Origin of the sequence: Pulveribacter suum (genome assembly GCF_003013695.1) — a bacterium.
In the GTDB taxonomy this organism is placed as follows: Bacteria; Pseudomonadota; Gammaproteobacteria; order Burkholderiales; family Burkholderiaceae_C; genus Melaminivora; species Melaminivora suum.
The window spans coordinates 1,329,550-1,355,518 of the sequence record NZ_CP027792.1; the positions used below are offsets into that span (position 1 = coordinate 1,329,550).

Sequence of the window (25,969 nt, forward strand, 5' to 3'; positions counted from 1 at the left end):
GCCGGCATCAGGACAGCTTGGCCAGCAGGCGCTGGGCGCGGGCCTTCAGGTCGCCAGAGGATTCGGCGATGACCTCTTCGACCAGGGCGCGTGCGCCCTCGCCGTCGCCGATGGTGTTGAACTCCTCGGCCAGCGCCAGCTTGGTGGCCAGCGGGTCTTCGGGCAGGGCGTCAGCGGCCTGGCCCAGCGGCTGCGCCAGGGTGGGAGTCTCGCCGCCATCGGACGAACCCAGGTCCAGCGACAGGTCGCCCAGGTCGAACTCCAGCGTGGGCGCGACCGGCGCGGGGTCGGCGGACAAGGGGGCGCTGGCCGAATCCATCAGCGACAGGCCGGCATCGTCCAGGTCCAGGGGCGAAGGCTCGGTGGGCAGCGAGTTGCTGTCCGGCAGGGTGAATTCCATAGGGGCCGGGGCAGCCGCGTCCCAGGTGCCGCCTGGCAGGGGCGGCGCGGTCAGGTCCATGGCCGGCAGCTCGGGCGCGGCGCTGGCGGCAGGGGCCGCAGCGGCGGGAGGCTGCGCTGCCATGCCGGCGGCTGCCGCAGCGAACGTGCTGGGCTCGGAAGGGGCCGGCGGGGCTTCGTGCAGGTCCAGATCGAGGTCCAGGTCCAGGTCGGGCAGGACGGATTCAGGCGAGGGGTCGGCCCGGTAGTCCTGCTGCTCCAGCGTGCTGGCAAAGCTGCTGGCTGCCACGCCCACTGCCGCAGCGCCGGCCGCTGCAGCGCCCGTGCCCAGGGCGCCAGGGTGGGCGCCAGGCTGGTACAGGGCGTTGTCCGGGTCCAGCGTGCGGCCCAGGTCGGCCACGCGCGTCCAGTCCGGGCCCTGGCCGTTGGTCAGGCGCAGCACGTCGCCGGCGGCAGCGGCCAGGGCGCGGTGGTCCTGGCGCTTGGCATAGATTTCGGCCAGCTTGGCGGGGATCGAGACACGCTCGGGGTAGTGGCGCTGCGCTTCCTTAAGGATTTCCTCGGCCTGCAGGTCGCGGCCGTAGGCCAGGTACACGTCGGCTTCGGCCACGGGGTCCACGTCGCCGCCGGCGTCCAGCTGGCTGGGCGAGTAGGTCATGGAGGACGAGCCGGTGGCCAGCTCGCTGTTGGCCGTGTCCACGCGCTGGCCGCCGCTGGCACCGAAGAACGAGTCGGGCGTCAGCCGGCTTTCCATGAAGGAGCTGTCCACCGGGGCGTTGTCGCGGCGCTTTTGCACCACGCGCCAGCCGCCATAGCCCAGCAGCAACAGGACGATGGCCAGCGCGCCGCCGGCCAGCAGCGGGTCGCCCGTCAGGGAGTCGAGGAAGCTGGGCTCCTCGTAGGGCGGGGGTGGCGGGGCGGCAGGCGCGGGTGCGGGCTTCGGTGCGGGTTCAGGCGCGGGGGCGGACGCCTGCTCCAGCGGTGCGGAAGCCTCGCCTTCGGCCGCCGCGGTGAGGTCGGCCGAAGCCGCGGGGGCTGCCGCCTCGGCGGCAGAGGCCACCGGCTCGGCGGCAGCGGGGGCTGCAGCAGGAGCCGCCTCGCTGGCGGCAGGCGCCGGCAGGCTTGCCGGTGCCGGCACGTTGACGCCAGGTGCAGCGCCCTGGGGCGTGGCAGCGGCGCCACCCGCAGCGCCCGCGCCCGTGCCAGCGTTGCCCAGCTGGTTGAGTTCGGAGATGTTCTTGGACAGCTCGGCCATGCGGGCCGCGTTCTGGTCGGACTGGCGCTCGCGGGCCAGCTGCTCGTCGGCCTTGGCGGTGTTTGCGCCGTTCTTGGACAGGGTCAGCTTGTCCGGGCTGGCGCCGCTGGGTGCCTTGTCCTCGACCTGGGTCTGCACCTTGCCGCTGGCGGAGCGCTCGGCCGTGGCCACCTGGGCAGCGGGGGCAGCATCGGCCAGGCGGCGGCGGAACTGGTTGAAGTCGCGGCTTTGCGCAGCGACGATGCGGCGGGCCTCGGCGGGCGCCGTGGCCTGCGCATCGCTTTGGCTGGGCAGCTGCAGCACGGTGCCGGCGCGCAGGCGGTTGACGTTGCCGCCGACGAAGGCGTCAGGGTTGGCGCGCATCAGCGCCACCAGCATCTGGTCCAGCGACACGCCGGACGGGCGGTGGGCGCCAGCAATACGACCCGCGGTGTCGCCGGGGCGAACGGTCACCTCGCCGCCCTCGGCGGAAGCGGCGGCAGGCGCGGCAGCGGGCGCGCGCACCGGCGCGGCAGCGGCAGCGGGCGCGGCGGGTACACGCTCGGCACGCTGCACCACTGCAGCAGGAGCCTGGGCGCGCGGTGCCTGCACCTGGGGGGCGGCCGTCACGGCCGCGGGCGGGCGGCGCAGCGAGGGCGGGTCCAGCAGCATGGTGTAGCTGCGCACGATGTGGCCCGAGCTCCAGTTGGCGTCGATGACCAGGTCCACGAACGGGTCGTTGATGGGCTGCGTGCTGCTCAGGCGCAGCACCATGGAGCCATCGGCGCGCCGCTGCAGCTGCACGCGCACGGTGTGTGCGGCGGAGGAATATTCCATGCCCTGGGCGCGAAACACCTCGGGGCTGGCCGGTCCCACGCGCAGCGACTCGGCTTCGGCCGGGGTGATCTGCGGCAGGTCGATCTCGGCGCGCAGCGGTTCGCCCAGCGCGGATTGCACGTTCAGGCGCCCCAGCGCCAGGGCGCTGGCCTCGGTGGCGTACAGGCCGGCAGACAGGATGGCGGCCGTAGCCAGGGCAGAGAATTTCCAGCGACGCATGGGTGCAACGAATCCAGAAAGAGAGTTTGCCGGGAGAGGCGGGTTTGTTATGGTCATTTCAGGGGCCGCTCCGGCGCGTGAATACATGTAAAAAGCACCATATCAGCAACAGTTTGCACTGACAAGCTGAGGCGGTGGCCAGGCTTTGCCGCCCCCTGATAAGGGCACGGAAAGCCATTTTTCATGTTGGTACGGGACAACGCAGCGTAACAGCGCGTATCCATACGTTGCATCCCCTCGCCGGGGAAGGCGCCCTGCGCAGCGGCCGGCCGATCAGGCTTGCAGCAGGATGCGCAGCATGCGGCGCAGTGGCTCGGCGGCGCCCCACAGCAGCTGGTCGCCGATCACGAAGGCCGAGACATATTCGGGCCCCATGTTCAGCTTGCGCACACGGCCCACGCCGACTTCCAGCCCGCCGGTGATGGACGCAGGCGTGAGCTCCTTCACCGTGAGCGCGCGTTCGTTGGCGACAAATTTCACCCACGGATTGCCGCCCTGGATCAGCGATTCGATCTCTGCCAGCGGCAGGTCCCGCTTCAGCTTGAGGGTCAGCGCCAGCGAGTGGCAGCGCATGGCGCCGATGCGCACGCACAGGCCGTCCACGGGGATGGGCTTGTCGTTGCCCAGGATCTTGTTGACCTCGGCCTGGCCTTTCCACTCTTCCTTGGACTGGCCGTTGTCCAGCTGCGAGTCGATCCACGGGATCAGGCCGCCGGCCAGCGGTGCGCCGAAGTATTCGGTGGGCACGTCGTCACGGATGGTCTGGGCGACCTTGCGGTCGATGTCCAGGATGGCCGAGGCGGGCGTGGCCAGCTCGTCTGCCACCGCGCCGTGGATCACGCCCATGCCCTTGAGCAGCTCGCGCATGTGGTTGGCGCCGCCGCCCGATGCTGCCTGGTAGGTCATGGAGCTGACCCACTCCACCACATCGGCCTTGAACAGCCCGGCCAGACCCATCAGCAGGATGGAATTGGTGCAGTTGCCGCCAATCCAGTTCTTGCCGCCCGCGGCGAGCTTGTCCTTGATCAGGCCGTCGTTGACCGGGTCCAGCACGATGACCGCATCGCCTTCCATGCGCAGGGCGCTGGCGGCGTCGATCCAGTGGCCCTGCCAGCCGCTGGCGCGCAGCGGGGGGAACACTTCCTTGGTGTAGTCGCCGCCCTGGCAGGTGATGATGATGTCGCACTTGGCCAGCTCGGCGACGTCGTTCGCGTCCTTGAGCTGGGTGTGCGTGCGCGCCATGGCGGGGGCCTTGCCGCCGGCGTTGGAGGTGGAGAAGAAGACCGGCTCGATCAGCTCGAAGTCGCCCTCGGCCTGCATGCGGTCCATCAGCACGGAGCCGACCATGCCGCGCCAGCCGACGAGGCCTACCAGTTGCTTGCTCATTTCAATCGCCCTTTTACGAAGTGGGAAAACAGTACGCACGCGACCGGCGGCTGCTTCTTTCGCCCCGGCTCGTCTGGGCCAGGGGGGCGCACGACGATACCGGGACTGCTGTCAGCCCTTAATGGTCGTGGTTGTGGTGGTGGGGATGCGGATGGCGCGCGCGCCCGGGCCTGCGGGCAGGCGGTTCGGGGGGGAGGGGCGGGCGGCAAACATCGCGGGTCATTGTAGAGGAGGCGGCATTCCTGCCGCCGCCCTTGAGGACAACGCGCGTTCAGCGCAAGGCGTTGACGACGGCGTCGCCCATCTGCGCGGTGCCCACGCGGGTCGTGCCCTCGCTCCAGATGTCGGGGGTGCGCAGGCCTTGTGCCAGCACCTTTTGCACGGCTGCCTCGATGCGGCCCGCCGCCTCGGGCTGGTTGAGCGAAAAGCGCAGCATCATCGCCGCCGACAAGATGGTGGCCAGCGGGTTGGCCACGCCCTTGCCGGCGATGTCGGGGGCGCTGCCGTGGCTGGGCTCGTACAGGCCCTGCTTCCTGTCGTTCAGCGAGGCAGAAGGCAGCATGCCGATGGAGCCGGTGAGCATGGAGGCTTCGTCGGACAGGATGTCGCCGAACATGTTGCCCGTCACGATCACGTCGAACGCCTTGGGCGCCTTGACCAGCTGCATGGCGGCGTTGTCCACATACATGTGCTGCAGCTCCACGTCCGGGTAGTCCTTGTGGACTTCCGTCACCACGTCCTTCCAGAACTGGAAGGTCTCCAGTACGTTGGCCTTGTCCACGCTGGTCACCTTCTTGCCCCGCTTGCGCGCGGCCTCGAAGGCCACGCGGGCGATGCGCTCGATCTCGGGGCGCGCGTAGCGCATGGTGTCGAAGGCCTCTTCGGCGCCGGGAAAGTGCCCGTCGGCGGCGGTGCGCCGCCCGCGCGGCTGGCCGAAGTAGATGTCGCCCGTCAGCTCGCGGATGATGAGGATGTCCAGGCCGGCGACCAGCTCGGGCTTCAGGCTGCTCGCGCCCACCAGCTGTTCGTAGCAGATGGCCGGGCGGAAGTTGGCGAACAGGCCCAGGGCCTTGCGCAGGCCCAGGATGGCCTGCTCGGGGCGCAGGGCTCGCTCCAGGGTGTCGTACTTCCAGTCGCCCACGGCGCCGAACAGGATGGCGTCGGCGCCCTGCGCCAGCTTCAGGGTGGCTTCGGGCAGCGGATGGCCGGCCGCCTCGTAGGCGGCGCCGCCCACGGGGGCGGCTTCCATCTCGAACTTCACATCCAGCGCGCCCAGGACCTTGACGGCCTCGGAGACGATTTCCGGGCCGATGCCGTCACCCGGCAGAACTGCGATCTTCATCTTCTTTGCTCTCCAATTGATAGCTACCAGCGCTTGACCAGCAAGCGCTGGAGGCATTTTTTGCTTGAAAGGCCTTACGAGGCCATGGTGTGCGCCAGCCAGGGCTTGCGCGCCAGGCGCTCGGCTTCGAAGGCAGCGATCTTGTCCTTGTGGCGCAGCGTCAGGCCGATGTCGTCGTAGCCGCCCAGCAGGCAGTACTTGCGAAAGGCGTTGACCTCGAACGGGATCTCCTGGCCTTGCGGCTGCACGATGACCTGCTGCTGCAGGTCCACCGTCAGCTCGTAGCCGGGGAAGGCGAAGACCTCGCCAAACAGGCGGTCCACCGTGCCCTCCGGCAGCACGATGGGCAGCAGGCCGTTCTTGAAGCAGTTGTTGAAGAAGATGTCGGCAAAGCTGGGCGCGATGATGGCGCGAAAGCCGTACTGCGCCAGCGCCCAGGGCGCGTGCTCGCGGCTGGAGCCGCAGCCGAAGTTCTGCCGCGCCAGCAGGATGCTGGCGCCTTGGTAGCGCGGCTGGTTCAGCACGAAGTCCGGGTTGGGCTTGCGCTGTTCCTGCGGCATGCCGGGCTCGCCCTTGTCCAGGTAGCGCCACTCGTCGAACAGGTTGGGGCCAAAGCCGGTCTTCTTGATCGACTTGAGGAATTGCTTGGGGATGATGGCGTCGGTATCGACGTTCTCGCGGTCCATGGGGGCGACCAGGCCCTGGTGCGTGGTGAACTGTTGCATGGTGCTGTGGTGTCCTGAAAACAAGTTAGCGGGCGGCGCGCTCGATGGCGGAGCCGGCGCGTTGCACGTCCTGGCCCATGCCGCGGGCCGTGTTGCAGCCGGCCAGCACGAAGGCAGCGACGGCCAGCAGGGCGGGAAGAAGGCGGTTCATGGCGTCGGTCTCCTTCAGGCGAACTGGCGAATGTCCACGAAGTGGCCGTGGATGGCCGCCGCCGCCGCCATGGCCGGGCTGACCAGGTGCGTGCGCCCGCCCGCGCCCTGGCGGCCTTCGAAGTTGCGGTTGGAGGTGGAGGCGCAGCGCTCGCCCGGCTCCAGCCGGTCGGCGTTCATGGCCAGGCACATGGAGCAGCCCGGCTCGCGCCACTCAAACCCCGCGGCCTCGAAGATCTTGTCCAGCCCCTCGGCCTCGGCCTGCTCCTTGACCAGGCCCGAGCCCGGCACCACCAGCGCCTGCTTGACGTTCTTCGCCACCTTCTGGCCGAGCTTTTTCACCACCGCGGCGGCCTCGCGCATGTCCTCGATGCGGCTGTTGGTGCAGCTGCCGATGAAGACCTTGTCCACGAAGATGTCGGCCAGCGGCTTGCCGGGTGGCAGCGCCATGTAGGTCAGCGCGCGCTCCATGGCGCCGCGGCGGGTGGCGTCCTTTTCCTTGTCCGGGTCGGGCACGCGGGCGTCCACGCCCAGCACCATCTCGGGGCTGGTGCCCCAGGTCACCTGGGGCACGATGTCCTCGGCCCGCAGCTCGACCACGGCGTCGAACGTCGCGTCTGGGTCGGAGTGCAGCGTCTTCCAGTAGGCGACCGCCTGGTCCCATTCCACGCCCTTGGGCGCCAGCGGCCGGCCGCGCACGTAGTCGATGGTCTTGTCGTCCACGGCCACCAGCCCGGCGCGGGCGCCGGCCTCGATCGCCATGTTGCACACCGTCATGCGGCCTTCCATGGACAGGTCGCGGATGGCCTGGCCGGCGAACTCGATGGTGTAGCCCGTGCCGCCCGCGGTGCCGATCTTGCCGATGATGGCCAGCACGATGTCCTTGGCGGTGATGCCGGGCGCCGCGCGGCCTTCCACTTTCACGAGCATGTTCTTGGCCTTCTTGGCCAGCAGCGTCTGGGTGGCCATGACGTGCTCGACCTCGGACGTGCCGATGCCGTGGGCCAGGGCGCCGAATGCGCCGTGGGTGCTGGTGTGGCTGTCGCCGCAGACCACCGTCATGCCCGGCAGCGTGGCGCCGTTTTCCGGGCCGATGACGTGCACGATGCCCTGGCGCCGGCTCATGAAGGGAAAGAATGCCGCCGCGCCGTGCTCGGCGATGTTCTTGTCGAGCGTGACGATCTGCTCGCGGCTGATGGGGTCGGCGATGCCGTCGTAACCCCGCTCCCAGCCGGTGGTGGGCGTGTTGTGGTCGGCCGTGGCGACGATGGAGCTGGTGCGCCAGACCTTGCGGCCCGCCTCGCGCAGGCCCTCGAAGGCCTGCGGGCTGGTGACTTCGTGCACCAGGTGGCGGTCGATGTAGAGCACGGCCGTGCCGTCTTCCTCGGTGTGGACGACGTGCTCGTCGAAGATCTTGTCGTACAGGGTGCGTCCCATGGCGGTCTCGTCTCGTGGGTGGAAAGGGGTGAAGGGGAAATTCTCAGTCAGCCGGCGCCAGGTGCTCGGCCAGCAGCCGGGCGGTGACGGGCAGGGCGGCAAAGTCGCGCGCCACCAGGGCCAGCTCGCGCCGCGCCCAGGGCTCATCCAGCGGCACGGCCGCCAGCCGGCCCACGCCCTGCAGCAGCGCAAAGGCCCGGCTGGGCACCAGGCCCACGCCCAGGCCGCTGTCGATCATGCGGCACATGGCGTCCAGCCCTGTGACCTGGATGCGCTGGCGCAGCGGCAGGCCGGCCTGCGCGGCGGCGGCGCGCATCCCCAGGCTGATGGAGCTGCCGGCGTGCAGCCCGACGATGTCGCACTGCAGCACGTCGGCAAAGCCCAGCGCCTCGCGCTCGGCCAGCGGGTGGCCCTGCGGCATGACGACCACCAGCTCGTCCACCCGGTAGGTGCGGCTTTGCAGACCGTGGTCGGGCATGGCGGCGGGGATGTGGCAGATGCCCAGGTCGGCCGCGCCCTCGCGCACGGCGTGCAGCACGGCGGGCGACAGGTGCTCCTGCAGGTCGATCTTGATCTGGCTGTGGGTGCGGGCAAAGGTGCCCAGGTCTTCGGGCAGAAACTGCACGATGGCCGAGATGTTGGCGTGCATGCGCACGTGGCCGCGCACGCCGCCGGCGTATTCCGACAGCTCGCCCTGCATGCGCTCCAGCCCGAACAGCACGTTGCGCGCGTGGTGCAGCAGGCTTTCGCCGGCGGGGGTCAGCGTCACGCCGCGGCTGTGGCGGTACAAGAGCGCCGTGCCCACGGCGGCCTCCAGGTCGGACAGGCGCTTGCTCACGGCCGAGGCGGCGATGAACTCCTGCTGCGCCGCGCGGCCGATGCTGCCCAGCTCGCAGACGGCCACGAACAGCTGCAGGGAGGTCAAATCGATGCGGCGCGCGAAGCTGCGTTCGGATTTCATGAGGGGCGGGGTGGCTGCGGCTTCTCGAAAAAAGAAGGTCTGCGCATTTTGCCCCATAGATTTGCGTCAAGACATCGCAATCAGCGATGGTGCGCGTTCCAGCCAGGCAACGCGGCCTCGTCCAGGGCGATGGCGCGGGCTGATGCATGCCCCGCTGCCGATTCAGCATGAAAAGCGGCTCAAACCCTTGCTGGACAAGCGCAAGCAGCTATTCTTTCAGGAGTGGCCGCTACAGTCCCAGCGCGTCTGCCAGCGCGTTCATGCGGACGCTCACGGCCGCGTCCATCGCCATGGGGCGGCCCCATTCGCGCTGGCTCTCGCCGGGCCACTTGTTGGTCGCGTCCAGCCCCATCTTGCTGCCCAGGCCGGCCACGGGCGAGGCGAAGTCCAGGTAGTCGATGGGCGTGTGCTCGATCAGGAGCGTGTCGCGCGCCGGGTCCATGCGGGTGGTCATGGCCCACACCACTTCCTTCCAGTCGCGCGCGTCGATGTCCTCGTCCACCACCACGATGAACTTGGTGTACAGGAACTGGCGCAGGTGGCTCCACACGCCCATCATCACGCGCCGCGCGTGGCCGGCGTAAGCCTTTCGGATGCGCACCACGGCCATGCGGTAGCTGCAGGCCTCGGGCGGCAGGTAGAAATCCACGATCTCGGGAAAGGCCCGCTGGATCAGCGGCACGAACAGCTCGTTGAGGGCCAGGCCCAGCATGGCCGGCTCGTCCGGCGGCTTGCCCGTATAGGTGCTGTGGTAGATGGCGCCCTCGCGCCGGGTGATGCGCTCCACGGTCAGCACGGGGAATTCGGCGCGCTCGTTGTAGTAGCCCGTGTGGTCGCCGTAGGGCCCCTCCAGCGCGTGGCGCCAGCCGCTGGAGTGGCTGGCGTCGGGGTGGATGTGGCCCTCCAGCACGATCTCGGCGCGCGCCGGCACCTGCAGCGGCACGCCGATGGCGGCGGCCACCTCGGTGCGCGCGCCGCGCAGCAGGCCGGCGAACTGGTATTCGGACAGGCTGTCGGGCACGGGCGTGACGGCGCCCAGCAAGGTGGCCGGGTCTGCCCCGATGGCCACGGCCACGGGGTAGGGCTGGCCGGGGTGGCGGCGGCAGTGCTCGGCAAAGTCCAGCGCGCCGCCGCGGTGCGCCAGCCAGCGCACGATCAGCTCGTTTTTCGACAGCAGCTGCTGGCGGTAGATGCCCAGGTTCTGCCGCGGCTTGTCCGGCCCGCGCGTGACTGTGAGGCCCCAGGTGACCAACGGCGCCACGTCGCCCGGCCAGCAGTGCTGGATGGGCAGCTGGTGCAGGTCCACCTCGCTGCCCTCCTGCACGATCTGCTGGCAGGGGGGGCGGCGCACCACGGCCGGGGCCATGCTCCACAGCGTCTTGAGCAGCTCGCGCCGGCCCCACAGCTCGCGCATGCCGCGCGGCGGCTCGGGCTCCTTGAGCTGGGCCAGCACCTCGCCAAAGGCGCGCATCTCGCCCAGGCCGGCCACGCCCAGGCCCAGCGCCACGCGCTCCGGCGTGCCAAACAGGTTGGCCAGCACCGGCATGGCGTGGCCCGTGGGGTGTTCAAACAGCAGGGCCGGGCCGCCGGCGCGCAGCACGCGGTCGGCCAGCGCCGTCATCTCCAGGTGCGGCGAGACCGGCTGGGCAATGCGGCGCAGCTGCCCGCAGCCCTCCAGCTGGGCGATGAACTCACGCAGGTCGTGGCAGGGCATGGTTTGCAGTCAAATTAGCCTCCAGCGCCCGTCCAGCAAGCGCCAGCAGCTATCAATTCAGGAGTTTCCGGCAACGGGCGCCAGGGGCGGCAGGCCCTGCCAGCGCGGCGCCAGGTCGCTGTCCAGGCCCAGCAGGTCCAGCACGCGGGCCACGCTGTGGTCCACCACCTCGCCCACGCTGGTCGGGCGCTGGTAGAAGGCCGGCATGGGCGGGCAGACGATGGCGCCCATCTCCGTCACTGCTGCCATGTTGCGCAGGTGCACCAGGTGCAGGGGCGTCTCGCGCGCCAGCAGCACCAGGCGGCGGCGCTCCTTCAGCGTGACGTCGGCCGCGCGGGTGAGCAGGTTGTCCGCCAGTCCGTGGGCGATGGCCGCCAGCGTGCGCATGGAGCATGGCGCCACCACCATGGCGTGCGCGGCGAACGAACCGCTGGCGATGCTGGCGCCCACGTTGTCCAGCTCGTGCACCACGTCGGCCAGGGCGCGCACGGCGGGCGGCTCCAGGTCCAGCTCGTGCTGCAGGTTGCGCCAGCCGGCGCCGGAGACGACCAGGTGGCTTTCCACCCCGGGCAGCTCGCGCAGCACCTGCAGCAGCCGCGCGCCATAGACGGCGCCGCTGGCGCCCGAGATGCCGACGATGACGCGGCGCAGCGGCTCAGTGCTGCGCGTCATGGCCGTCCTCGCTCAAGGGGTGGGCCCGAAGGTCCGCCTCGATGTGGGCCAGCACCTCGGCCGCCTGCTGGGCGTCGAAGTCCTGGTGGGTGCGCTTTTTCACGCCGCGCTCGTGCAGGCGGTAGTGGCGCGCGGGGGCGATGCCGTGGCGCGCCAGGCTGCTCTTGACGCACACCAGCGGGCAGCCGTCCAGGGCGATGATGTCGCGCCCGCTTTTCGCCAGCTTGACCAGCTTGGGCACGTCGCCGCCCACGCCGGCGATGCACGACATCTCGGCCACGCCGCGCCGGTCCATCTGCACGGCCACGTGGTTGGCCAGCTGCGCGGCGCTGGAGCAGCCGGAGCAGGAATAGACCAGTGGGTGGTCGGCCGGCAGCGGGGCGTCGTCCTCCGGCTCGTCGGCGCTCATGGCCGGGCTCCGAACGATCCAAAGGGCGAGGGCAGGCGCGGCAGGCGGCGCGCCAGCGCGGGGGCGCGGCGCTCCAGCACGGCGCGCGGGCTCCAGTGGCGCGGGTCCAGCACCGGCAGCTCCAGCGCGTCCAGCGCGTTCTTGACCACCAGGCCCAGCTCGGTGTCGCCCTCCATCACCAGGCGGCGGCTGAAGAACAGCGTGTCCGGGTCCTGGCGGCGCTGGGCCAGCAGCAGAAAGTCCTGCGCATTGGCGGTGATGGACAGATCGGGCGCGGCCTGGGGCGCGCAGGGCGCAAAGCGCCGGCCGGTGCACGAGAAGTCGAACGCCACGCCCGCATCGCGCACGCGGATCGACAGGCGCTTGCCCGCCAGCAGCGCGTGCACATCCTGCGGCAGGTGGCGCGCCAGCGCCAGGTTGATGGCCGCCACCAGCAGCGCCGAGCCCGGATAGGCCGGCAGGCGCGACAGCGCGGCGCCCACGGGGCGGGGCAGGGTGTAGGGCGGGGGCAAGGCTTGCATGGCGGGGCTCGAAAAAGAGGGGAAAGAAGGCGCTCAGGCAGCAGCGGCCGGCTCGACCAGCTCCAGGCCCGGGCGGCCGTGCCAGTAACCGTTGCATGGCGCCTCGGGCATGAAGGCGCGCAGGCTCGCCGCCGGGGCGGCCTGGCCGCTGCGGCGCGCGGCGTCGAAGGCGGCGATCACCTCCCGCATGCCGGCGGACTGCGGGCTCAGGCGCAGCACGTCCACGCCCAGCGCCTGCAGCTGCGGGATCTCGCCCAGCAGGCTGTGCACGCGCGCCGACTGCGTCTGCGTGCCGTTGAGCACCAAAAAGGCCTCGGCCTCGCGCGTGGCCAGCAGCTGGCCGTCCGGGTGCTCCAGGCAGGCAAAGCCGCAGTCGTCCTTGGGCCGGTTGTAGTGGCGCGCCGTGAAGCAGCGCGACGAGAAAGCCAGCGGCAGGCGGCCATAGGCAAACACCTCCGTCTGCAGCCCGGTGGGGCGGCGCGCCAGCAGCGCGGCCAGATCGTCCCGGCACATCTCCACCGGCGCCACCCAGCGCACGGCGCCCAGCTCGGCCATCCAGGCGACCGATTCGGCGTTGAACAGATTGAGCTGCGCGCCGGCCACGAAGGGCTGCTGGCCGGTGAGGTTGTGCACGGCGCCCATGTCGCCGGCCTCCACCAGAAAGCTGCCGTTGCGCGCCACCTTGTGCATCTGCGCCACCTCGGCGGTGGACTCCAGCAGCACCTGGGTGGACAGCACCGCCTCCTTGCCTGCGTCCTGCAGCATGCGGGCGATGTCCAGCCAGTCGTCCTGGCGCAGCTCATGGCGGCGCGAGCACACGGTCTCGCCCAGATAGACGATGTCCACCGGCAGCTCGGCCACCGCCGCATAGAAATGAAAAACCGTCTCGCGCGGCCAGTAGTACAGCAGCGGACCCAGGGCTAACTTCATCGTGGCTCTCCTCATTCTTCTAAAGCGCGAGCACTGCTACTCACACTCGAAACCGGCGCGCGCCAAGCGCGGGCAGCCGAGCCAAGGGCCGCCCCGCAGCGAAGGCTGCGTCCCCCTTCCCGCGCGCAAAGCGCGCGAGAGAAGGGGGAAGCCGCGCAGCGGCTCAGGGGGTTGTTCTTCACTTCCATGGCCGGTGATACGCGCCCAGCGTGTGCTGCTGGCCCTCGGCCACCTGGTCCAGGCTGGCCATCCAGGCGGTCTTGGGCGCGTACAGGTGGCCCTGGGCCATGCAGTGGTCGATGGCCTCGCGCCAGACTTTCGTCACCTGCGCCACGTAGGCGGGGCTGCGCTGGCGGCCTTCGATCTTGAAGGCGCGCACGCCCATCTTCACCAGCTGGGGCAAAAGCTCCAGCGTGTTCAGGCTGGTGGGCTCTTCCAGCGCGTAGTAATTGGTCTCGTCCCCCACGTCGAAGCGGCCCTTGCACAGCGTGGGGTAGCCGGCGTTCTCGCCCGCGCCATAGCGGTCGATCAGCACGCCGTTCAGCCGCGCCTGCAGGCCCTCGGGCGTCTCCTGCCAGCGCACGGCCTTGGCCGGCGAGCACACGCCGTGGGTGTTGGGCGACTCGCCCGTGGCGTAGGACGACAGGGCGCAGCGCCCCTCCACCATCACGCACAGGCTGCCAAAGCCGAAGACCTCGATCTCCACGTCGGTGCGCTGCACCACCTGGCGCACCTGCTCGATGGACAGTACGCGCGGCAGCACCGCGCGCTGGATGCCGAACTGCTGGCGATAGAAGTTGATGGCGTCGTGGTTGGTGGCCGAGCCTTGCACCGACAGGTGCAGCCGCAGCTGCGGGTGGCGTTCGCAGGCATAGCGCATCAGCCCCGGGTCGGCCAGGATGACGGCATCCACGCCCCAGGCGGCGGCGCGGTCCAGCGCGGCGCGCCAGGGCGCGGGGTTGCGCGCCTGCGGGTAGGTGTTGAGCGCCAGCAGCACCTTGGCGCCGCGCTCGTGGGCGTAGGCGATGCCGGTCTGGATCGCCGTCTCGTCGAAGTTCAGCCCGGCGAAGTTGCGCGCGTTGGTCGCATCGCGCAGGCCCAGATAGACGCAGTCGGCGCCGTGGTCGATGGCGGTTTTCAGCGCCGGCAGGCTGCCGGCGGGGCACACGAGTTCGGGGGCGCGCAGGGCGGCGGCGGGGGCCGGCGCGTCGGGCAACGCGCGGGCGGCGGGCGGGGTGGCAATAGCGGTCAAGGCAGGCTCTTCAGGCAAACGGCGCGTGTGCGCAGGCAGCACGCAGACCGGCGACCTTAGGCCCGCCGGGCGTGGGCAGGGCTGACCTGGGTCAACGCCTGGCCGCAATGCCGCACTGAAACGCTCAAGCTTGACCTGGCCCGGCTCGCCGGCAGGCCCACCGGGCCGCCCGCGCTGCCCATAATCCGCCGCGACCTCCCCTCACCGCCCCACGCCCATGACGCCCGACACACCCCTGCCCGAAGACCATGCCGACCACGCCGCCGCCCAGGCCTTCATCGCCCGTTGGCAGGGCGTGGCTGCCAGCGAGCTGGCCACGGCGCAAAGCTTCGTGATCGAGCTGTGCACGCTGCTGGGCGTGGAGCGGCCCCACGCCACGCCCGCGCAGGACTACATGTTCGAGCGCCCCGTCACCTTCCGCCACGGCGACGGCAGCACCAGCAGCGGGCGCATCGACTGCTACCGGCGCGGCCGCTTCGTGCTGGAGGCGAAAAAGCTCAAGGCCGCGGCCGCTACCCGCGGCTTTGACGACGGCATGCTGCGCGCCCGCAGCCAGGCCGAGGGCTACGCCCGCGCGCTGCCCGCCGCCGAAGGTCGCCCGCCCTTTTTGCTGGTGGTGGACGTGGGCAACGTCATCGAGGTGTATGCCGAGTTCAGCCAGAGCGGCGCCACCTACACCCCCTTCCCCGACCCGCGCAGCCACCGCCTGCCACTGGCCGACTTAGGGCGCGCGGACGTGCGCGAGCGCCTGCGCCACATCTGGCTGGCGCCCGAGCGGCTGGACCCGGCGCGCATCAGCGCCGAGGTCACGCGCGAGGTGGCGGCCCTGCTGGCGCGCCTGTCGCAGTCGCTGGAGAGCAGCCTGGGATTTGAACGAAATACGGCCTCAGCGCAGGCAGGGCAAGCGCCAGCAGCTCCTGAAAAGGTAGCAAATTTCCTCACGCGCTGCCTGTTTTCGATGTTTGCCGAAGACGTGGAGCTGCTGCCCGAGGGCAGCTTTCTGCACCTGCTGCAAACCCACCGCGAAGACCCGGCCACGCTGCAGCAGATGCTGCGCATCCTGTGGGCCGACATGGACCGCGGGGGCTTCTCGGCGGCGCTGGCCAAGCCCGTGCTGCACTTCAACGGCAAGCTGTTCAAGGGCGCGGGCGAAGACGGCTACAGCCTGCTGCTGACCACCGCCCAGATCGACCTGCTGATCGAAGCCGCCCGCGCCAACTGGCGCGAGGTGGAGCCGGCCATCTTCGGCACGCTGCTCGAGCGCGCGCTCGACCCCGCCGAGCGCCACGCCCTGGGCGCGCACTACACGCCGCGCGCCTACGTCGAGCGCCTGGTGCAGCCCACTGTGATCGCGCCGCTGCGCGCCCGCTGGCAGGACGCGCGCGCCGCCGCCCTGGTGCTGGCGCGCGAGGCCGCAGCGCTGGACGGCCGCGCGCGCGAGGCGAAACTGGAGCAGGCGCGCGCCGAGATCCGCGCCTTTCACCACCACCTGTGCAGCGTGCGCGTGCTCGACCCGGCCTGCGGCAGCGCCAATTTTCTGTACGTCACGCTGGAGCACCTCAAGCGCCTGGAGGGCGAGGTCGTCGGCGCCCTGGAGGAGCTGGGCCAGGCGCAGGACCAGCTCGGCTTCGAGGGCGAGACCGTCACGCTGGCGCAGCTGCTGGGCATCGAGCTGAACGAACGCGCCGCCGCGCTGGCCGAGCTGGTGCTGTGGATCGGCTGGCTGCAATGGCACATCCGCGCCCGCGGCCGCGCCAGCGTGGCCGAGCCCGTCGTGCACGCCTACGGCAACATCGAATGCCGCGACGCCGTGCTGGCCTGGGACGCGCAGGAGCCCGCTTACGCCGCCGCCGGCCACATGCGCACGCGCTGGGACGGGCGCACGTACAAGCCGCATCCGGTGACCGGCGAGAGCGTGCCCGACGAGGCCGCGCAGGTGCCGCAGTGGCGTTATGTGGGCGCACGCAAGGCCGCGTGGCCGCAGGCGGATTTCATCGTGGGCAATCCGCCGTTCATCGGCGCGTCCAGCATGCGCGCCGCCTTGGGCGACGGCTACGTCGAAGCCCTGCGCGGCGCCTGGCCCGAGGTGCCCGAGAGCGCCGACTTCGTCATGTTCTGGTGGCGGCACGCCGCCGCGCTCGTCGCCGCCGGGCAGGTGCAGCGCATGGGCCTTATCACCACCAACAGCCTGCGCCAGACCTTCAACCGCCGTGTGGTGCAGGCCGCGCTGGACGCCGGCACGCACCTGGACATGGCCGTGTCCGACCACCCCTGGGTGGACAGCGCCAGCGGCGCCGCCGTGCGCATCGCCATGACGGTGCTGGCCGCCGGTGCGGGCGAGGCGGGGCAGCTGCTGACGGTGACGGACGAGCTGCCCGGAGCGCATGGCGAGGTGCTGGTCGAGGTGCGTGCGCAGGAGGGGCTGATCCACGCCGACCTGAGCGTCGGCGCCAACATCGCCGCCGTCAGCGCCCTGGCGGCCAATCAGCACCTGAGCAACCGCGGCGTGCAGCTGTTCGGCGCCGGCTTCATCGTCACGCCCGAACAGGCCGCCGCCTTGCTCCCTCTCCTTCTGGGAGAGGGCGGGGGTGAGGGCCAGCGCCCCCAGCTCATCCGCGACTACCGCAACGGCCGCGACCTGACCGACAAGCCGCGCGGCGTGCAGGTCATCGACGCCTTCGGTTTGAGCGCCGAGCAGCTGCGCACGCAGCACCCGGCCATCTACCAGTGGCTGCTGGAGCGGGTGAAGCCGGAGCGAGACCTGAACAACCGCGAGAGCCGCAAGAAGAATTGGTGGCTGTTCGGAGAGACCAATCCCAAATTGCGGCGGCAACTCGCCGGCCTGCCGCGCTACATCGCCACGGTCGAAACCGCCAAGCACCGCACCTTCCAGTTCCTGGACGCCAGCATCCTCCCGGACAACATGCTGGTCGCCATCGCGCTGGACGATGCCTACACCCTCGGCGTCCTCTCCAGCCAGCCGCACATCGACTGGGCGCTGGCCACGGGCGGCACGCTGGAAGACCGTCCCCGCTACAACAAATCCCGCTGCTTTGAAACCTTCCCCTTCCCTCAAGAAGACACCGGCCTCACCCCCCAGCTGCGCGCCCGCATCGCCCAGCTGGCCGAGCAGATCGACGCGCACAGGAAGCGCGTGCTGTCCGCCGGCCACGCCGGCCTGACGCTGACCGGCCTGTACAACGTGCTGGCCGCGCTGCGGGACGGCCGCGCCCTGACCCCGAAGGAAAAAACCCTCCACACCCAGGGCCTGGCAGGCGTGCTGCGCGAGCTGCACGACGAGCTGGACGCCGCCGTCCTCGCCGCCTACGGCCTGCCGCCCGCGGCCGACACCCAGGCCGTGCTGGCGCTCCTGGTGCAGCTCAACGCCCGCCGCGCGCAGGAGGAAGCCCAGGGCCAGGTGCGCTGGCTGCGCCCGGATTTCCAGAATCCGCAAAAATCGCTGCAAAATCAGGAGCTGCCAGCGCTTGATGGGCAAGCGCCAGAGGCCGATTCGATGGATGCAAAATCGCTATCGAAAGAGGAGCAACCGGTGCCCGCCGCCACCCGCCCCTGGCCCTCCACCCTGCCCGAGCAGGTGCGCGCCGTGGCCGACGTGCTGGCCGCCAGCAGCGCCCCGCTGCCCCTGCCCGCCATCGAAGCCCGCTTCAAGGGCCGCGGCCCCTGGAAGAAGGGCCTGCCCACCCTGCTGCACACCCTGGAAGCCCTGGGCCGCGCCCGCCCCGTGGCCCTGGCGGACGGCACGGCGGCATGGGGTGGGTGAGAAGGGGGCGTGACAGAACACGCTCAGCGGCATTGCGGTCCGTGATGACCCGCGTGCCGCGTGGACATCACGACCGTTTGAGGTCGCGATAGAAGTTTTCGTGCGGGCCGACGGCCTCCAGGTAGACCAGCCGCACGGCGTCATCGGCGGTGTAGCCCAACAGGTACAGCTGGCCGTGGCTGCGGAATCTGTACACCAGCAAATGGGCAAGATCGCCCTTCTTGCGTTCACCCACCGCCGGGTCGTCGGCAACGACGGCGGCAGCTGCATCCACGTCCGCCGCCACGTTGTCATGCAGCTTCTTGTAGGCCCGGGCGAACCGCCGGGTTTGTTGCAGCCGGTAGCTCACGCGCGCTCGGACTGGCTGGACGACCGTGGCACGAAGGCGGTGGCCATCTCGCGCGGTTCGGCCAGCGAGGCCAGCGCTTCGGCGATGAAGCTCACGGGCAAGTCGGGATTGTCCAGTGCGGCGCGGCCTACCTTGGCCCAGTACTCGATTTGCCCGGCGATGGTGCGGTGCTCGCTCGCCGCGTCCGCGCGCGCCTGGTCGTACAAAGTTTGGTCGATGCGGATGGAAGTCGATGTGCTCATGGCTTTTCTCCGGATAAACAAGGATTTGTAGTCCAGGAAAGTTACCACAATTGTGGTATGTGGCTCGACGCTGCGGCTATGGACTATTGAGAACTGGATTTGGAAGACGTGCCGCCAGCTGGCGGCTGCACCTGCTGCACCAGCCGCACCAGCCGCATGCCCACCAGCGGGTAGCGCGTCTGCGGCGTGTTCCAGTTGCGATAGGCGCAGCGCGCATACAGCGGCCAGGTGTGCCAGGAGCCGCCGCGGCGCACGCGCACGTGGCCGCTGGTCGGGCCGGCGGGGTCCAGCGCCGGCGAGCGGGCGTAGTAGTCCTCGCCGTACCAGTCGGCCGTCCATTCCCAGGCGTTGCCGGACATGTCGTACAGGCCGAAGGCGTTGGGGGCGAAGCGGCCTACCGGGGCGGTGAAGGGGTAGCCGTCGTGGCCGAGAAGGGCCTGGCGGCGCCAGCGCGGCCAGTTCGCCGCGCTGTCTTCGTCGAACACGTTGGCGCTGGCCAGCAGGCCGCGCGGGTCGTCGCCATGGGCGTAGCGGGTGCCGCTGCCGGCGCGGCAGGCGTATTCCCACTGGGCCTCGGTGGGCAGGCGGTAGTGGTGGCCCTCGCGCGCGCTCAGCCAGGCGGCCAGCGCCTGCGCGTCGTTCCACGTCACGTTGACCACGGGGTGGTTGCCTTCCTGGGCAAAGCCGGGGTTGCGCCAGGAGTAGCGCGTGTCGCGCCCTTCGAAGGCGTCGCCGCGCGTGGTGGTGGCGGCGTCGTAGTCGGGGTTGTAGCCATAGCCGCCGGTGCCGTCGGCGTCGGATTCGGCGCGGTAGCCCGAGGCCTCGATGAAGCGGCGAAACTGCTCCACGGTCACCTCGTGCTGGCCCAGGTAGAACGCGCGGGTGATGACCACGCGGTGGCGCGGCGCTTCGTCGGCCAGGTCTGTGAAACGCTTGGCTTGCATTTCGGGATAGTCGCGCGCCAGGGTCTGCGGCGCCTCGTCGCTGCCCATCACGAAGCTGCCGGCCGGCACCAGCACGAAGGCCATGCCCAGCGAGTTGGTGATGCGTGCCGGCAGGGCGGCCGGCTGCGCGAGGGCCGGCTGCGCGGCGGCGCAGTACAGCGCGGCGCTCAGGCCACGCAGCAGTGCCCGCAGCGAGCCACGGCAGCGAAGGGACAGGCGGTGCATGTTCGGCTGGCGAAACAAGTGAAGCGGCCAGCGTAGCGGCGGCCTGCCAGCGCGGCAATCGGGCGCGCCCTGCGGGGCGCCGCAAGCGGCGGTCAGGTGGGCGGGCCGGGGTGAGGGGTCTCGCGCTGGAAGGCGTAATAGAAGACCCAGGCCGCGGCGAAATACACCAGCGGATAGGCCAGTGCGTAGCCCGCCAGCGCGAGGCAGGCCGGCAGCCTGTCGGTTGCCAGGAACAGTGCATGGCCCAGCGCGGCGAACAAGGCGAGGCTGTAGCCCAGCAGCCCGGCATAGGCCAGGGCCGCTGCCGGCACCCAGAGTGCCCGGCGGCTGCTTGCAAAGCGCAAGCGGCCGTGCGCCAGCTGCCAGGCAATCCCGATCAGCCGCCGCAGCGCGAGCGCCAGCACGAAAGGCAAGATGAGGACCGGCAGAAGAAACATGTCGCTGCGTCGTATGTGGCTGCCTGGCCCAGGCTCGTTCCAGCGCTGCGGGAGCGCAAAAAAGCCCCGTGCCAGGGTCGCAGGCAGCGGGGCTTTGAATTGTCGTCGCAGGGCGCGACAGGCGCGGCTCAGCTGAAGAAGCTCTTGAGCTTGTCCGTCCAGCTCTCGGTGGAGGGCGAGTGCTTGGCGCCGCCCTTCTTCAGCGACTCGTCGAATTCGCGCAGCAGCTTGCGCTGGAATTCTGTCAGCTTGACAGGCGTCTCCACCAGGATGTGGCAGTACAGGTCGCCGGGGTAGGACGAGCGTACGCCCTTGATGCCCTTGCCGCGCAGGCGAAACTGCTTGCCGGCCTGCGTGCCTTCAGGGATGTCGATGGCCGCCTTGCCCTGCAGGGTGGGCACTTCGATCTCGCCGCCCAGCGCGGCGGTGGTAAAGCTCACGGGCACCTCGCAGTGCAGGTCGTCCCCGTCGCGCTCGAAGATGTCGTGCTTCTTGATACGGATCTCGATGTACAGGTCGCCGGGCGGCCCGCCATTGGTGCCGGGCTCGCCGTTGCCGGTGGAGCGGATGCGCATGTCGTCGTCGATGCCCGCGGGGATCTTCACCTCCAGCGTCTTTTGCTTCTTCACGCGGCCCTGGCCGTGGCAGGTGGTGCAGGGCTCGGGAATGATCTTGCCCGTGCCGCGGCAGTGCGGGCAGGTCTGTTGCACGCTGAAGAAGCCCTGGCGCATCTGCACCGCGCCGCTGCCCTGGCAGGTGCCGCAGGTCTTGGCGCTGGTTCCGGCCTTGGCGCCCGAGCCGTGGCAGGTCTCGCAGCTCTCCCAGCTGGGGATGCGGATCTGCGCGTCCTTGCCGTTGGCGGCTTCTTCCAGCGTGATCTCCATGGCGTACGACAGGTCGTTGCCGCGATAGACCTGCCGCCCGCCCCGGGCACCGCCGCGCTGGCCACCGAACATGTCGCCGAAGATGTCGCCAAAAGCCTCGGCAAAGCCGCCAAAGCCTTCGGCGCCGCCCATGCCGCCGCGCATGCTGGGGTCCACCCCGGCGTGGCCGTACTGGTCGTAGGCAGCGCGCTTTTGCGGGTCGGACAGGATTTCGTAGGCCTCCTTGGCCTCTTTGAAGGTCTCTTCGGCCTTCTTGGCTGCATCGCCCTGGTTGCGGTCAGGGTGGTGCTTCATGGCGAGCTTGCGATAGGCTTTCTTCAGCTCGTCGTCCGAGGCGTTCTTGGGAACGCCCAGGATTTCGTAAAAATCTCTCTTGGACATGGGGATGGGCCTGGTGGGTGCAGCAACGCCGCGCAAAGCCCCGCAGTCGTTGCGGAGCCCGGCGCGGCGGTGGATTGGAAGAGGCGGCGCGCGCAGGCGCCGCCGGGTGGCCGTCAGTCCTTCTTGACTTCCTTCACTTCGGCATCGACGACGTTGTCGTCGTCCTGCGCGGCGGCGCGCTGGCCGCCGGCGTCAGCGCCCGGGGCACCTTGTTGCTGCTGCTGGGCGGCAGCCTGCGCCTGCGCGTCGGCGGCGTACATCTTCTCGCCGAGCTTTTGCGCGGCAGTCATCAGGGCCGTGGTCTTTTCGTCAATGGCGGCCTTGTCCTCGCCCTTGAGGGCTTCTTCCAGGGCTTTCATGGCGGCCTCGATGGGCTCGCGCTCGCCGGCGTCCAGCTTGTCGCCGTGCTCGGACAGGCTCTTGGTGACCGAATGCACGGCCGCCTCGCCCTGGTTGCGCGACTGGACCAGGTCCAGCTTCTTTTTGTCGTCGGCGGCATTCAGCTCGGCGTCCTTCACCATCTTCTGGATCTCGTCCTCGGACAGGCCGGAGTTGGCCTTGATGGTGATCTTGTTTTCCTTGCCCGTGCCCTTGTCCTTGGCCGACACGTGCAGGATGCCGTTGGCATCGATGTCGAAGGTCACCTCGATCTGGGGCAGGCCGCGCGGCGCGGGGGCGATGCCTTCCAGGTTGAACTCGCCCAGCAGCTTGTTGCCGCTGGCGATCTCGCGCTCGCCCTGGAACACCTTGATGGTCACGGCCGGCTGGTTGTCATCGGCCGTGGAGAAGGTCTGCGCGAACTTCGTCGGGATGGTCGTGTTCTTGCTGATCATCTTCGTCATCACGCCGCCCAGGGTCTCGATGCCCAGGGACAGCGGAGAGACGTCCAGCAGCAGCACGTCCTTGCGGTCGCCCGACAGCACCTGGCCCTGGATGGCAGCGCCCACGGCCACGGCCTCGTCGGGGTTCACGTCCTTGCGCGGCTCCTTGCCGAAGAACTCCTTGACCTTGTCCTGCACCTTGGGCATGCGGCTCATGCCGCCGACCAGGATCACGTCGTTGATGTCGGACACGCTGATGCCGGCGTCCTTGATGGCCGTGCGGCAGGGCGCGATGGTGCGCTCGATCAGGTCGTCCACCAGGCTCTCCAGCTTGGCGCGGGTCAGCTTGATGTTCAGGTGCTTGGGGCCCGAGGCGTCGGCCGTGATGTAGGGCAGGTTGATGTCGGTCTGCGCACTGTTGGACAGCTCGATCTTGGCCTTTTCGGCTGCTTCCTTCAGGCGCTGCAGGGCCAGCACGTCCTTGCCCAGGTCCACGCCCTGGTCCTTTTTGAACTCGCCGATGATGTAGTCGATGATGCGCTGGTCGAAGTCTTCGCCGCCCAAGAAGGTGTCGCCGTTGGTGGCCAGCACCTCGAACTGCTTTTCGCCATCGACGTCGGCGATCTCGATGATGGACACGTCGAACGTGCCGCCGCCCAGGTCATAGACGGCGATCTTGCGGTCGGCCTTGTCCTGCTTGTCCAGGCCGAAGGCCAGGGCCGCGGCGGTGGGCTCGTTGATGATGCGCTTGACCTCCAGGCCGGCAATGCGGCCGGCGTCCTTGGTGGCCTGGCGCTGGCTGTCGTTGAAGTAGGCCGGCACGGTGATCACGGCTTCGGTCACAGGCTCGCCCAGGTAGTCCTCGGCGGTCTTCTTCATCTTGCGCAGCACCTCGGCGCTGATCTGCGGGGCGGCCAGCTTGTCGTTGCGCACCTGCACCCAGGCGTCGCCGTTGTCGGCCTTGACGATCTGGTAGGGCATCAGGTTGATGTCCTTTTGCACCTCGGGCTCCTCAAAGCGGCGGCCGATCAGGCGCTTGGCAGCGAAGATGGTGTTCCTGGGGTTGGTCACGGCCTGGCGCTTGGCCGAGGCGCCGACGAGGATCTCGCCGTCTTCCTGGTAGGCGACGATGGACGGCGTGGTGCGTGCACCCTCGCTGTTCTCGATCACGCGCGTGGTGTTGCCTTCCATGATGGCCACGCAGCTGTTGGTGGTGCCCAGGTCAATGCCGATGATTCTTCCCATGTTTTTCTCCGTGAAATCTGAAGTGTCTGAATAAGTCGTTACGTGTGGATAACTTCCCGGTCTTCAAGCGCAGCGGCGGCAAAAAGGCCGGGGTGGCGTCACCAGCCCGTCATTTATTGCGGCGCGGCCACCGTGACCAGCGCGGGGCGCAGCACGCGGTCGGAAATCAGGTAGCCCTTTTGCAGCACGCTCACGACGGTGTTGGCCTCCTGCGCGGCCGGCACCACGCTGATGGCCTGGTGCTGGTGCGGATCGAATTTGGCGCCGGGCTCGGGGTTGACCACCACCACCTTGTTGCGCTCCAGCGCGCTCAGCAGCTGGCGCAGCGTGGCGTCCGAGCCCTCGCGCAGCTGCCCGGCCGTGGCGTTGTCGATGGCCAGCGCTGCGTCCAGGCTGTCGCATACGGGCAGCAGGCTCTCGGCAAAGGACTCGATGCTGAACTTGCGCGCCTTGGCCACTTCCTCGTCGGCGCGGCGGCGGGCGTTCTCCGCCTCGGCCTTGGCGCGCAGATATTGGTCGGCCAGCTCCGAGCTCTTGGCCTTCAGCTCGGCCAGCTCGGCCTGCAGGCGCGACAGCTCGTCGGCGGCATTGGCAGCCATGGCGGCCTCGACTTCTTCGGGGGAGGGGGTGGAGTGCGGTTGATCGGACATGTCTAGGTCTGCTGTTCTTGATTGAAATGTCTGAAAAAGAGGGGTGATGCGCGGCACTTGGGTGCGGGCTCGGGGATTTCAAGCGCCCCCCATGGACGCCTGACCGGACCTGCCGGCCCCATCTGGCGGCGCGCAGTGTACAGGTGCGTGGCGGCTGGCTATAATCGCGTGTTTTGCTTTTTGCCTTGCCACACTGCATGCCCTGGACACCCGGGGCGACGCGGCAGGTGGCTTCATCCAAAAGGAGTGTGCATGCGTCACTACGAAATCATCCTGTTGATCCACCCGGATCAGAGCGAACAGGTCCCCGCCATGCTTGAGCGCTACAAGGGCATGATCACCGCCGGTGGTGGTCAGATCCACCGCGTGGAAGACTGGGGCCGCCGCCAGCTGGCCTACCTGATCAACAAGCTCGCCAAGGCCCACTACCTGTGCCTGAACATCGAGGCCGATCAAGCCGTGATGGCCGAGCTGGAGCACGCCTTCAAGTTCAACGACGCCGTGCTGCGCCACCTGACGGTGCAAAAGAAGACGGCCGAGACCGGCCCGTCTTCCATGATGAAGACCGTCGAGCGCGAAGAAGCCCGCAAGGCCAGCCAGGCGGAAGCCGCTGCCGCCGGCGAGCGTTGAGCCGCCCACCCGTCTGATCGCCAGGAGGTGTGGAAAACCAGCTCACCCTGAAGGCTGCGCTCGCCGAGATTCAGCTGCTGCGCTATACCCCCGCCGGTCTGCCGGCGCTGGACCTGCGGCTGGAGCATGAATCGGTGCAAAGCGATGCCGGCGCGCGGCGTCAGGTGAAAGCCTCCGTTCGCGCCGTCGCCTTCGGCACGCTGGCTGAGCGGCTCGCCCGCCAGGCTCCCGGAAGCGGCTGGACCTTCAAGGGGTTCGTCGCCGCCGGGCGCGGGGGCAAGGGGCTGGTTCTGCACATCCAGGACATCCAACAAGATTAATTTTCAAGAGGTCCAACCATGGCCACGTTCAAGAAATTCAACAAGGACAAGCGTCCCAAGCGCAACACCCAGTCGCTGCTGTTCAAGCGCAAGCGCTTTTGCCGCTTCACCGTCGCTGGCGTCAAGGAAATCGACTACAAGGATGTGGACGTCCTGCGCGACTTCATTGGCGAGAACGGCAAGATCATCCCCGCGCGCCTGACCGGCACGCGCGCCATCTACCAGCGCCAGCTCAACACCGCCATCAAGCGTGCCCGCTTCCTGGCTCTGGTGCCCTACACCGACCAGCACAAGATCTAAGGAGCACGGTTCCCATGCAAGTCATCCTGCTCGACAAGGTCGTTAACCTCGGCAGCCTCGGCGAAATCGTCAAGGTCAAGGACGGTTACGCCCGCAACTTCCTGATCCCCACCGGCCGCGCCCGCCGCGCCACCACCGCTGCCAAGGCCGAGTTCGAAGCCCGCCGCGCGGAACTGGAGAAGGCCGCCGCTGAAAAGCTGGCAGCTGCCCAGGCCGAAGGCGAGAAGCTGGGCGGCTCCACCGTCAAGCTGACGCAAAAGGCCGGTGTGGACGGCCGCCTGTTCGGCTCCGTGACCAACCAGGACATCGCCGAAGAGCTGAACAAGCAAGGCTACAAGCTGGTCAAGTCGCAAGTGCGCCTGCCCAACGGCCCCATCAAGACCGTGGGCGACAACACCATCACCGTGGCTCTGCACACGGACGTGGTGGTCGAAGTGACCGTTTCGGTCTACGGCGAAACCGCCTGAAGCCTGCTGACTGCTGCGGTGGCCCGGGCCCCCGCAGCCAGCACCGCACAAGCCGCCTTCGGGCGGCTTTTGTTTTTGTGCTTTTTGGGGCGCTGCCAGGGGTGC

At 69.2% G+C, this 25,969-nt stretch carries 25 protein-coding genes; 5 read left to right on the forward strand and 20 right to left on the reverse strand.

Features of this window, described 5'->3' with window-relative positions; genetic code table 11:
* Positions 1–7 precede the first annotated feature (7 nt).
* The 13 genes from C7H73_RS06055 to ubiU all read right to left on the reverse strand — a co-directional run bounded on the left by C7H73_RS06055 (position 8) and on the right by ubiU (position 14,152).
* Positions 8–2,689 carry a FimV/HubP family polar landmark protein gene (locus C7H73_RS06055; RefSeq protein WP_106845829.1) on the reverse strand — a complete coding sequence of 894 codons (2,682 nt, stop codon included), beginning with the start codon at positions 2,687–2,689 and terminating at the stop codon, positions 8–10.
* 273 nt (positions 2,690–2,962) lie between these two features.
* Positions 2,963–4,075 (reverse strand): aspartate-semialdehyde dehydrogenase, encoded by a 1,113-nt coding sequence (gene asd, locus C7H73_RS06060; protein WP_106845830.1) that lies wholly within the window; start codon positions 4,073–4,075, stop codon positions 2,963–2,965.
* A gap of 271 nt (positions 4,076–4,346) precedes the next feature.
* Positions 4,347–5,417, reverse strand: a complete 1,071-nt coding sequence (gene leuB / locus C7H73_RS06065; protein ID WP_106845831.1) for a 3-isopropylmalate dehydrogenase — start codon at positions 5,415–5,417, stop codon at positions 4,347–4,349.
* Positions 5,418–5,491: 74 nt separating this feature from the next.
* Positions 5,492–6,142: a 3-isopropylmalate dehydratase small subunit gene (gene leuD, locus C7H73_RS06070; RefSeq protein ID WP_106845832.1), complete on the reverse strand. Its 651-nt coding sequence runs from the start codon at positions 6,140–6,142 to the stop codon at positions 5,492–5,494.
* Between the two features lie 25 nt (positions 6,143–6,167).
* A complete protein-coding gene (locus C7H73_RS06075; RefSeq protein WP_106845833.1) occupies positions 6,168–6,293 on the reverse strand; it encodes an entericidin A/B family lipoprotein in 126 nt (41 codons plus the stop codon).
* Between the two features lie 14 nt (positions 6,294–6,307).
* Positions 6,308–7,729 (reverse strand): 3-isopropylmalate dehydratase large subunit, encoded by a 1,422-nt coding sequence (gene leuC, locus C7H73_RS06080; RefSeq protein ID WP_106845834.1) that lies wholly within the window; start codon positions 7,727–7,729, stop codon positions 6,308–6,310.
* Between the two features lie 43 nt (positions 7,730–7,772).
* Positions 7,773–8,690: a LysR family transcriptional regulator gene (locus C7H73_RS06085; protein WP_106845835.1), complete on the reverse strand. Its 918-nt coding sequence runs from the start codon at positions 8,688–8,690 to the stop codon at positions 7,773–7,775.
* A gap of 229 nt (positions 8,691–8,919) precedes the next feature.
* Positions 8,920–10,404 (reverse strand): 4-hydroxy-3-polyprenylbenzoate decarboxylase, encoded by a 1,485-nt coding sequence (ubiD, locus tag C7H73_RS06090; RefSeq protein WP_106845836.1) that lies wholly within the window; start codon positions 10,402–10,404, stop codon positions 8,920–8,922.
* A gap of 57 nt (positions 10,405–10,461) precedes the next feature.
* Positions 10,462–11,076 (reverse strand): UbiX family flavin prenyltransferase, encoded by a 615-nt coding sequence (locus C7H73_RS06095; protein WP_106845837.1) that lies wholly within the window; start codon positions 11,074–11,076, stop codon positions 10,462–10,464.
* Positions 11,060–11,485, reverse strand: a complete 426-nt coding sequence (locus C7H73_RS06100; protein ID WP_106845838.1) for a putative zinc-binding protein — start codon at positions 11,483–11,485, stop codon at positions 11,060–11,062. Before C7H73_RS06100 ends, C7H73_RS06095 begins: the two co-directional genes overlap by 17 nt.
* The gene (ubiT, locus tag C7H73_RS06105; protein WP_106845839.1) at positions 11,482–12,006 is read right to left on the reverse strand and encodes a ubiquinone anaerobic biosynthesis accessory factor UbiT; all 525 of its coding nucleotides are present in this window, start codon (positions 12,004–12,006) and stop codon (positions 11,482–11,484) included. Before ubiT ends, C7H73_RS06100 begins: the two co-directional genes overlap by 4 nt.
* 33 nt (positions 12,007–12,039) lie before the next feature.
* Entirely contained in the window at positions 12,040–12,936 is an 897-nt protein-coding gene (locus tag C7H73_RS06110; RefSeq protein ID WP_106845840.1) for a U32 family peptidase, read from the reverse strand.
* A gap of 178 nt (positions 12,937–13,114) precedes the next feature.
* Entirely contained in the window at positions 13,115–14,152 is a 1,038-nt protein-coding gene (gene ubiU, locus C7H73_RS06115) for a ubiquinone anaerobic biosynthesis protein UbiU (protein ID WP_106845841.1), read from the reverse strand.
* 253 nt (positions 14,153–14,405) lie between these two features.
* Between ubiU and C7H73_RS06120 the strand changes: the two genes are divergently transcribed.
* Positions 14,406–17,969, forward strand: a complete 3,564-nt coding sequence (locus C7H73_RS06120; RefSeq protein WP_106845842.1) for a class I SAM-dependent DNA methyltransferase — start codon at positions 14,406–14,408, stop codon at positions 17,967–17,969.
* Between the two features lie 67 nt (positions 17,970–18,036).
* Here the strand turns inward: C7H73_RS06120 and C7H73_RS06125 are convergent, their stop codons facing one another.
* From C7H73_RS06125 to grpE, 7 genes are all read right to left on the reverse strand, one after another.
* Positions 18,037–18,318, reverse strand: coding sequence for a type II toxin-antitoxin system RelE/ParE family toxin (locus C7H73_RS06125; protein WP_106845843.1), 282 nt, complete (start codon positions 18,316–18,318; stop codon positions 18,037–18,039).
* The gene (locus tag C7H73_RS06130) at positions 18,315–18,560 is read right to left on the reverse strand and encodes a ParD-like family protein (RefSeq protein WP_106845844.1); all 246 of its coding nucleotides are present in this window, start codon (positions 18,558–18,560) and stop codon (positions 18,315–18,317) included. The genes C7H73_RS06125 and C7H73_RS06130 overlap by 4 nt, the downstream gene beginning before the upstream one ends.
* Before the next feature lie 83 nt (positions 18,561–18,643).
* Positions 18,644–19,729: a formylglycine-generating enzyme family protein gene (locus tag C7H73_RS06135; protein WP_106845845.1), complete on the reverse strand. Its 1,086-nt coding sequence runs from the start codon at positions 19,727–19,729 to the stop codon at positions 18,644–18,646.
* 92 nt (positions 19,730–19,821) lie between these two features.
* The gene (locus C7H73_RS06140) at positions 19,822–20,142 is read right to left on the reverse strand and encodes a hypothetical protein (RefSeq protein WP_405124782.1); all 321 of its coding nucleotides are present in this window, start codon (positions 20,140–20,142) and stop codon (positions 19,822–19,824) included.
* 152 nt (positions 20,143–20,294) lie between these two features.
* Positions 20,295–21,431 (reverse strand): molecular chaperone DnaJ, encoded by a 1,137-nt coding sequence (dnaJ, locus tag C7H73_RS06145; RefSeq protein ID WP_106845847.1) that lies wholly within the window; start codon positions 21,429–21,431, stop codon positions 20,295–20,297.
* A 113-nt stretch (positions 21,432–21,544) separates the two neighbouring features.
* Positions 21,545–23,497, reverse strand: a complete 1,953-nt coding sequence (gene dnaK, locus C7H73_RS06150) for a molecular chaperone DnaK (RefSeq protein WP_106845848.1) — start codon at positions 23,495–23,497, stop codon at positions 21,545–21,547.
* 113 nt (positions 23,498–23,610) lie between these two features.
* Positions 23,611–24,147: a nucleotide exchange factor GrpE gene (grpE, locus tag C7H73_RS06155; protein ID WP_106845849.1), complete on the reverse strand. Its 537-nt coding sequence runs from the start codon at positions 24,145–24,147 to the stop codon at positions 23,611–23,613.
* Between the two features lie 252 nt (positions 24,148–24,399).
* Between grpE and rpsF the strand changes: the two genes are divergently transcribed.
* From rpsF to rplI, 4 genes are read left to right on the forward strand one after another with little or no spacing between them, the layout of a single operon-like run.
* Positions 24,400–24,777, forward strand: a complete 378-nt coding sequence (rpsF, locus tag C7H73_RS06160; RefSeq protein ID WP_106845850.1) for a 30S ribosomal protein S6 — start codon at positions 24,400–24,402, stop codon at positions 24,775–24,777.
* A gap of 29 nt (positions 24,778–24,806) precedes the next feature.
* Entirely contained in the window at positions 24,807–25,097 is a 291-nt protein-coding gene (priB, locus tag C7H73_RS06165; RefSeq protein WP_106845851.1) for a primosomal replication protein N, read from the forward strand.
* An 18-nt stretch (positions 25,098–25,115) separates the two neighbouring features.
* Complete coding sequence (gene rpsR, locus C7H73_RS06170) at positions 25,116–25,397, forward strand: 30S ribosomal protein S18 (protein WP_106845852.1); 282 nt, start codon at positions 25,116–25,118, stop codon at positions 25,395–25,397.
* 14 nt (positions 25,398–25,411) lie between these two features.
* Positions 25,412–25,864: a 50S ribosomal protein L9 gene (gene rplI / locus C7H73_RS06175; protein ID WP_106845853.1), complete on the forward strand. Its 453-nt coding sequence runs from the start codon at positions 25,412–25,414 to the stop codon at positions 25,862–25,864.
* Positions 25,865–25,969 lie beyond the last annotated feature (105 nt).

Bases quoted from the DNA above. Each gene is read 5' to 3' on its own strand.
- C7H73_RS06055 (WP_106845829.1), bottom strand. From the start codon at position 2,689: ATGCGTCGCTGGAAATTCTCTGCCCTGGCTACGGCCGCCATCCTGTCT.
- asd (WP_106845830.1), bottom strand. From the start codon at position 4,075: ATGAGCAAGCAACTGGTAGGCCTCGTCGGCTGGCGCGGCATGGTCGGC.
- leuB (WP_106845831.1), bottom strand. From the start codon at position 5,417: ATGAAGATCGCAGTTCTGCCGGGTGACGGCATCGGCCCGGAAATCGTC.
- leuD (WP_106845832.1), bottom strand. From the start codon at position 6,142: ATGCAACAGTTCACCACGCACCAGGGCCTGGTCGCCCCCATGGACCGC.
- C7H73_RS06075 (WP_106845833.1), bottom strand. From the start codon at position 6,293: ATGAACCGCCTTCTTCCCGCCCTGCTGGCCGTCGCTGCCTTCGTGCTG.
- leuC (WP_106845834.1), bottom strand. From the start codon at position 7,729: ATGGGACGCACCCTGTACGACAAGATCTTCGACGAGCACGTCGTCCAC.
- C7H73_RS06085 (WP_106845835.1), bottom strand. From the start codon at position 8,690: ATGAAATCCGAACGCAGCTTCGCGCGCCGCATCGATTTGACCTCCCTG.
- ubiD (WP_106845836.1), bottom strand. From the start codon at position 10,404: ATGCCCTGCCACGACCTGCGTGAGTTCATCGCCCAGCTGGAGGGCTGC.
- C7H73_RS06095 (WP_106845837.1), bottom strand. From the start codon at position 11,076: ATGACGCGCAGCACTGAGCCGCTGCGCCGCGTCATCGTCGGCATCTCG.
- C7H73_RS06100 (WP_106845838.1), bottom strand. From the start codon at position 11,485: ATGAGCGCCGACGAGCCGGAGGACGACGCCCCGCTGCCGGCCGACCAC.
- ubiT (WP_106845839.1), bottom strand. From the start codon at position 12,006: ATGCAAGCCTTGCCCCCGCCCTACACCCTGCCCCGCCCCGTGGGCGCC.
- C7H73_RS06110 (WP_106845840.1), bottom strand. From the start codon at position 12,936: ATGAAGTTAGCCCTGGGTCCGCTGCTGTACTACTGGCCGCGCGAGACG.
- C7H73_RS06120 (WP_106845842.1), top strand. From the start codon at position 14,406: ATGACGCCCGACACACCCCTGCCCGAAGACCATGCCGACCACGCCGCC.
- C7H73_RS06130 (WP_106845844.1), bottom strand. From the start codon at position 18,560: ATGAGCACATCGACTTCCATCCGCATCGACCAAACTTTGTACGACCAG.
- C7H73_RS06135 (WP_106845845.1), bottom strand. From the start codon at position 19,729: ATGCACCGCCTGTCCCTTCGCTGCCGTGGCTCGCTGCGGGCACTGCTG.
- dnaJ (WP_106845847.1), bottom strand. From the start codon at position 21,431: ATGTCCAAGAGAGATTTTTACGAAATCCTGGGCGTTCCCAAGAACGCC.
- dnaK (WP_106845848.1), bottom strand. From the start codon at position 23,497: ATGGGAAGAATCATCGGCATTGACCTGGGCACCACCAACAGCTGCGTG.
- grpE (WP_106845849.1), bottom strand. From the start codon at position 24,147: ATGTCCGATCAACCGCACTCCACCCCCTCCCCCGAAGAAGTCGAGGCC.
- rpsF (WP_106845850.1), top strand. From the start codon at position 24,400: ATGCGTCACTACGAAATCATCCTGTTGATCCACCCGGATCAGAGCGAA.
- rpsR (WP_106845852.1), top strand. From the start codon at position 25,116: ATGGCCACGTTCAAGAAATTCAACAAGGACAAGCGTCCCAAGCGCAAC.
- rplI (WP_106845853.1), top strand. From the start codon at position 25,412: ATGCAAGTCATCCTGCTCGACAAGGTCGTTAACCTCGGCAGCCTCGGC.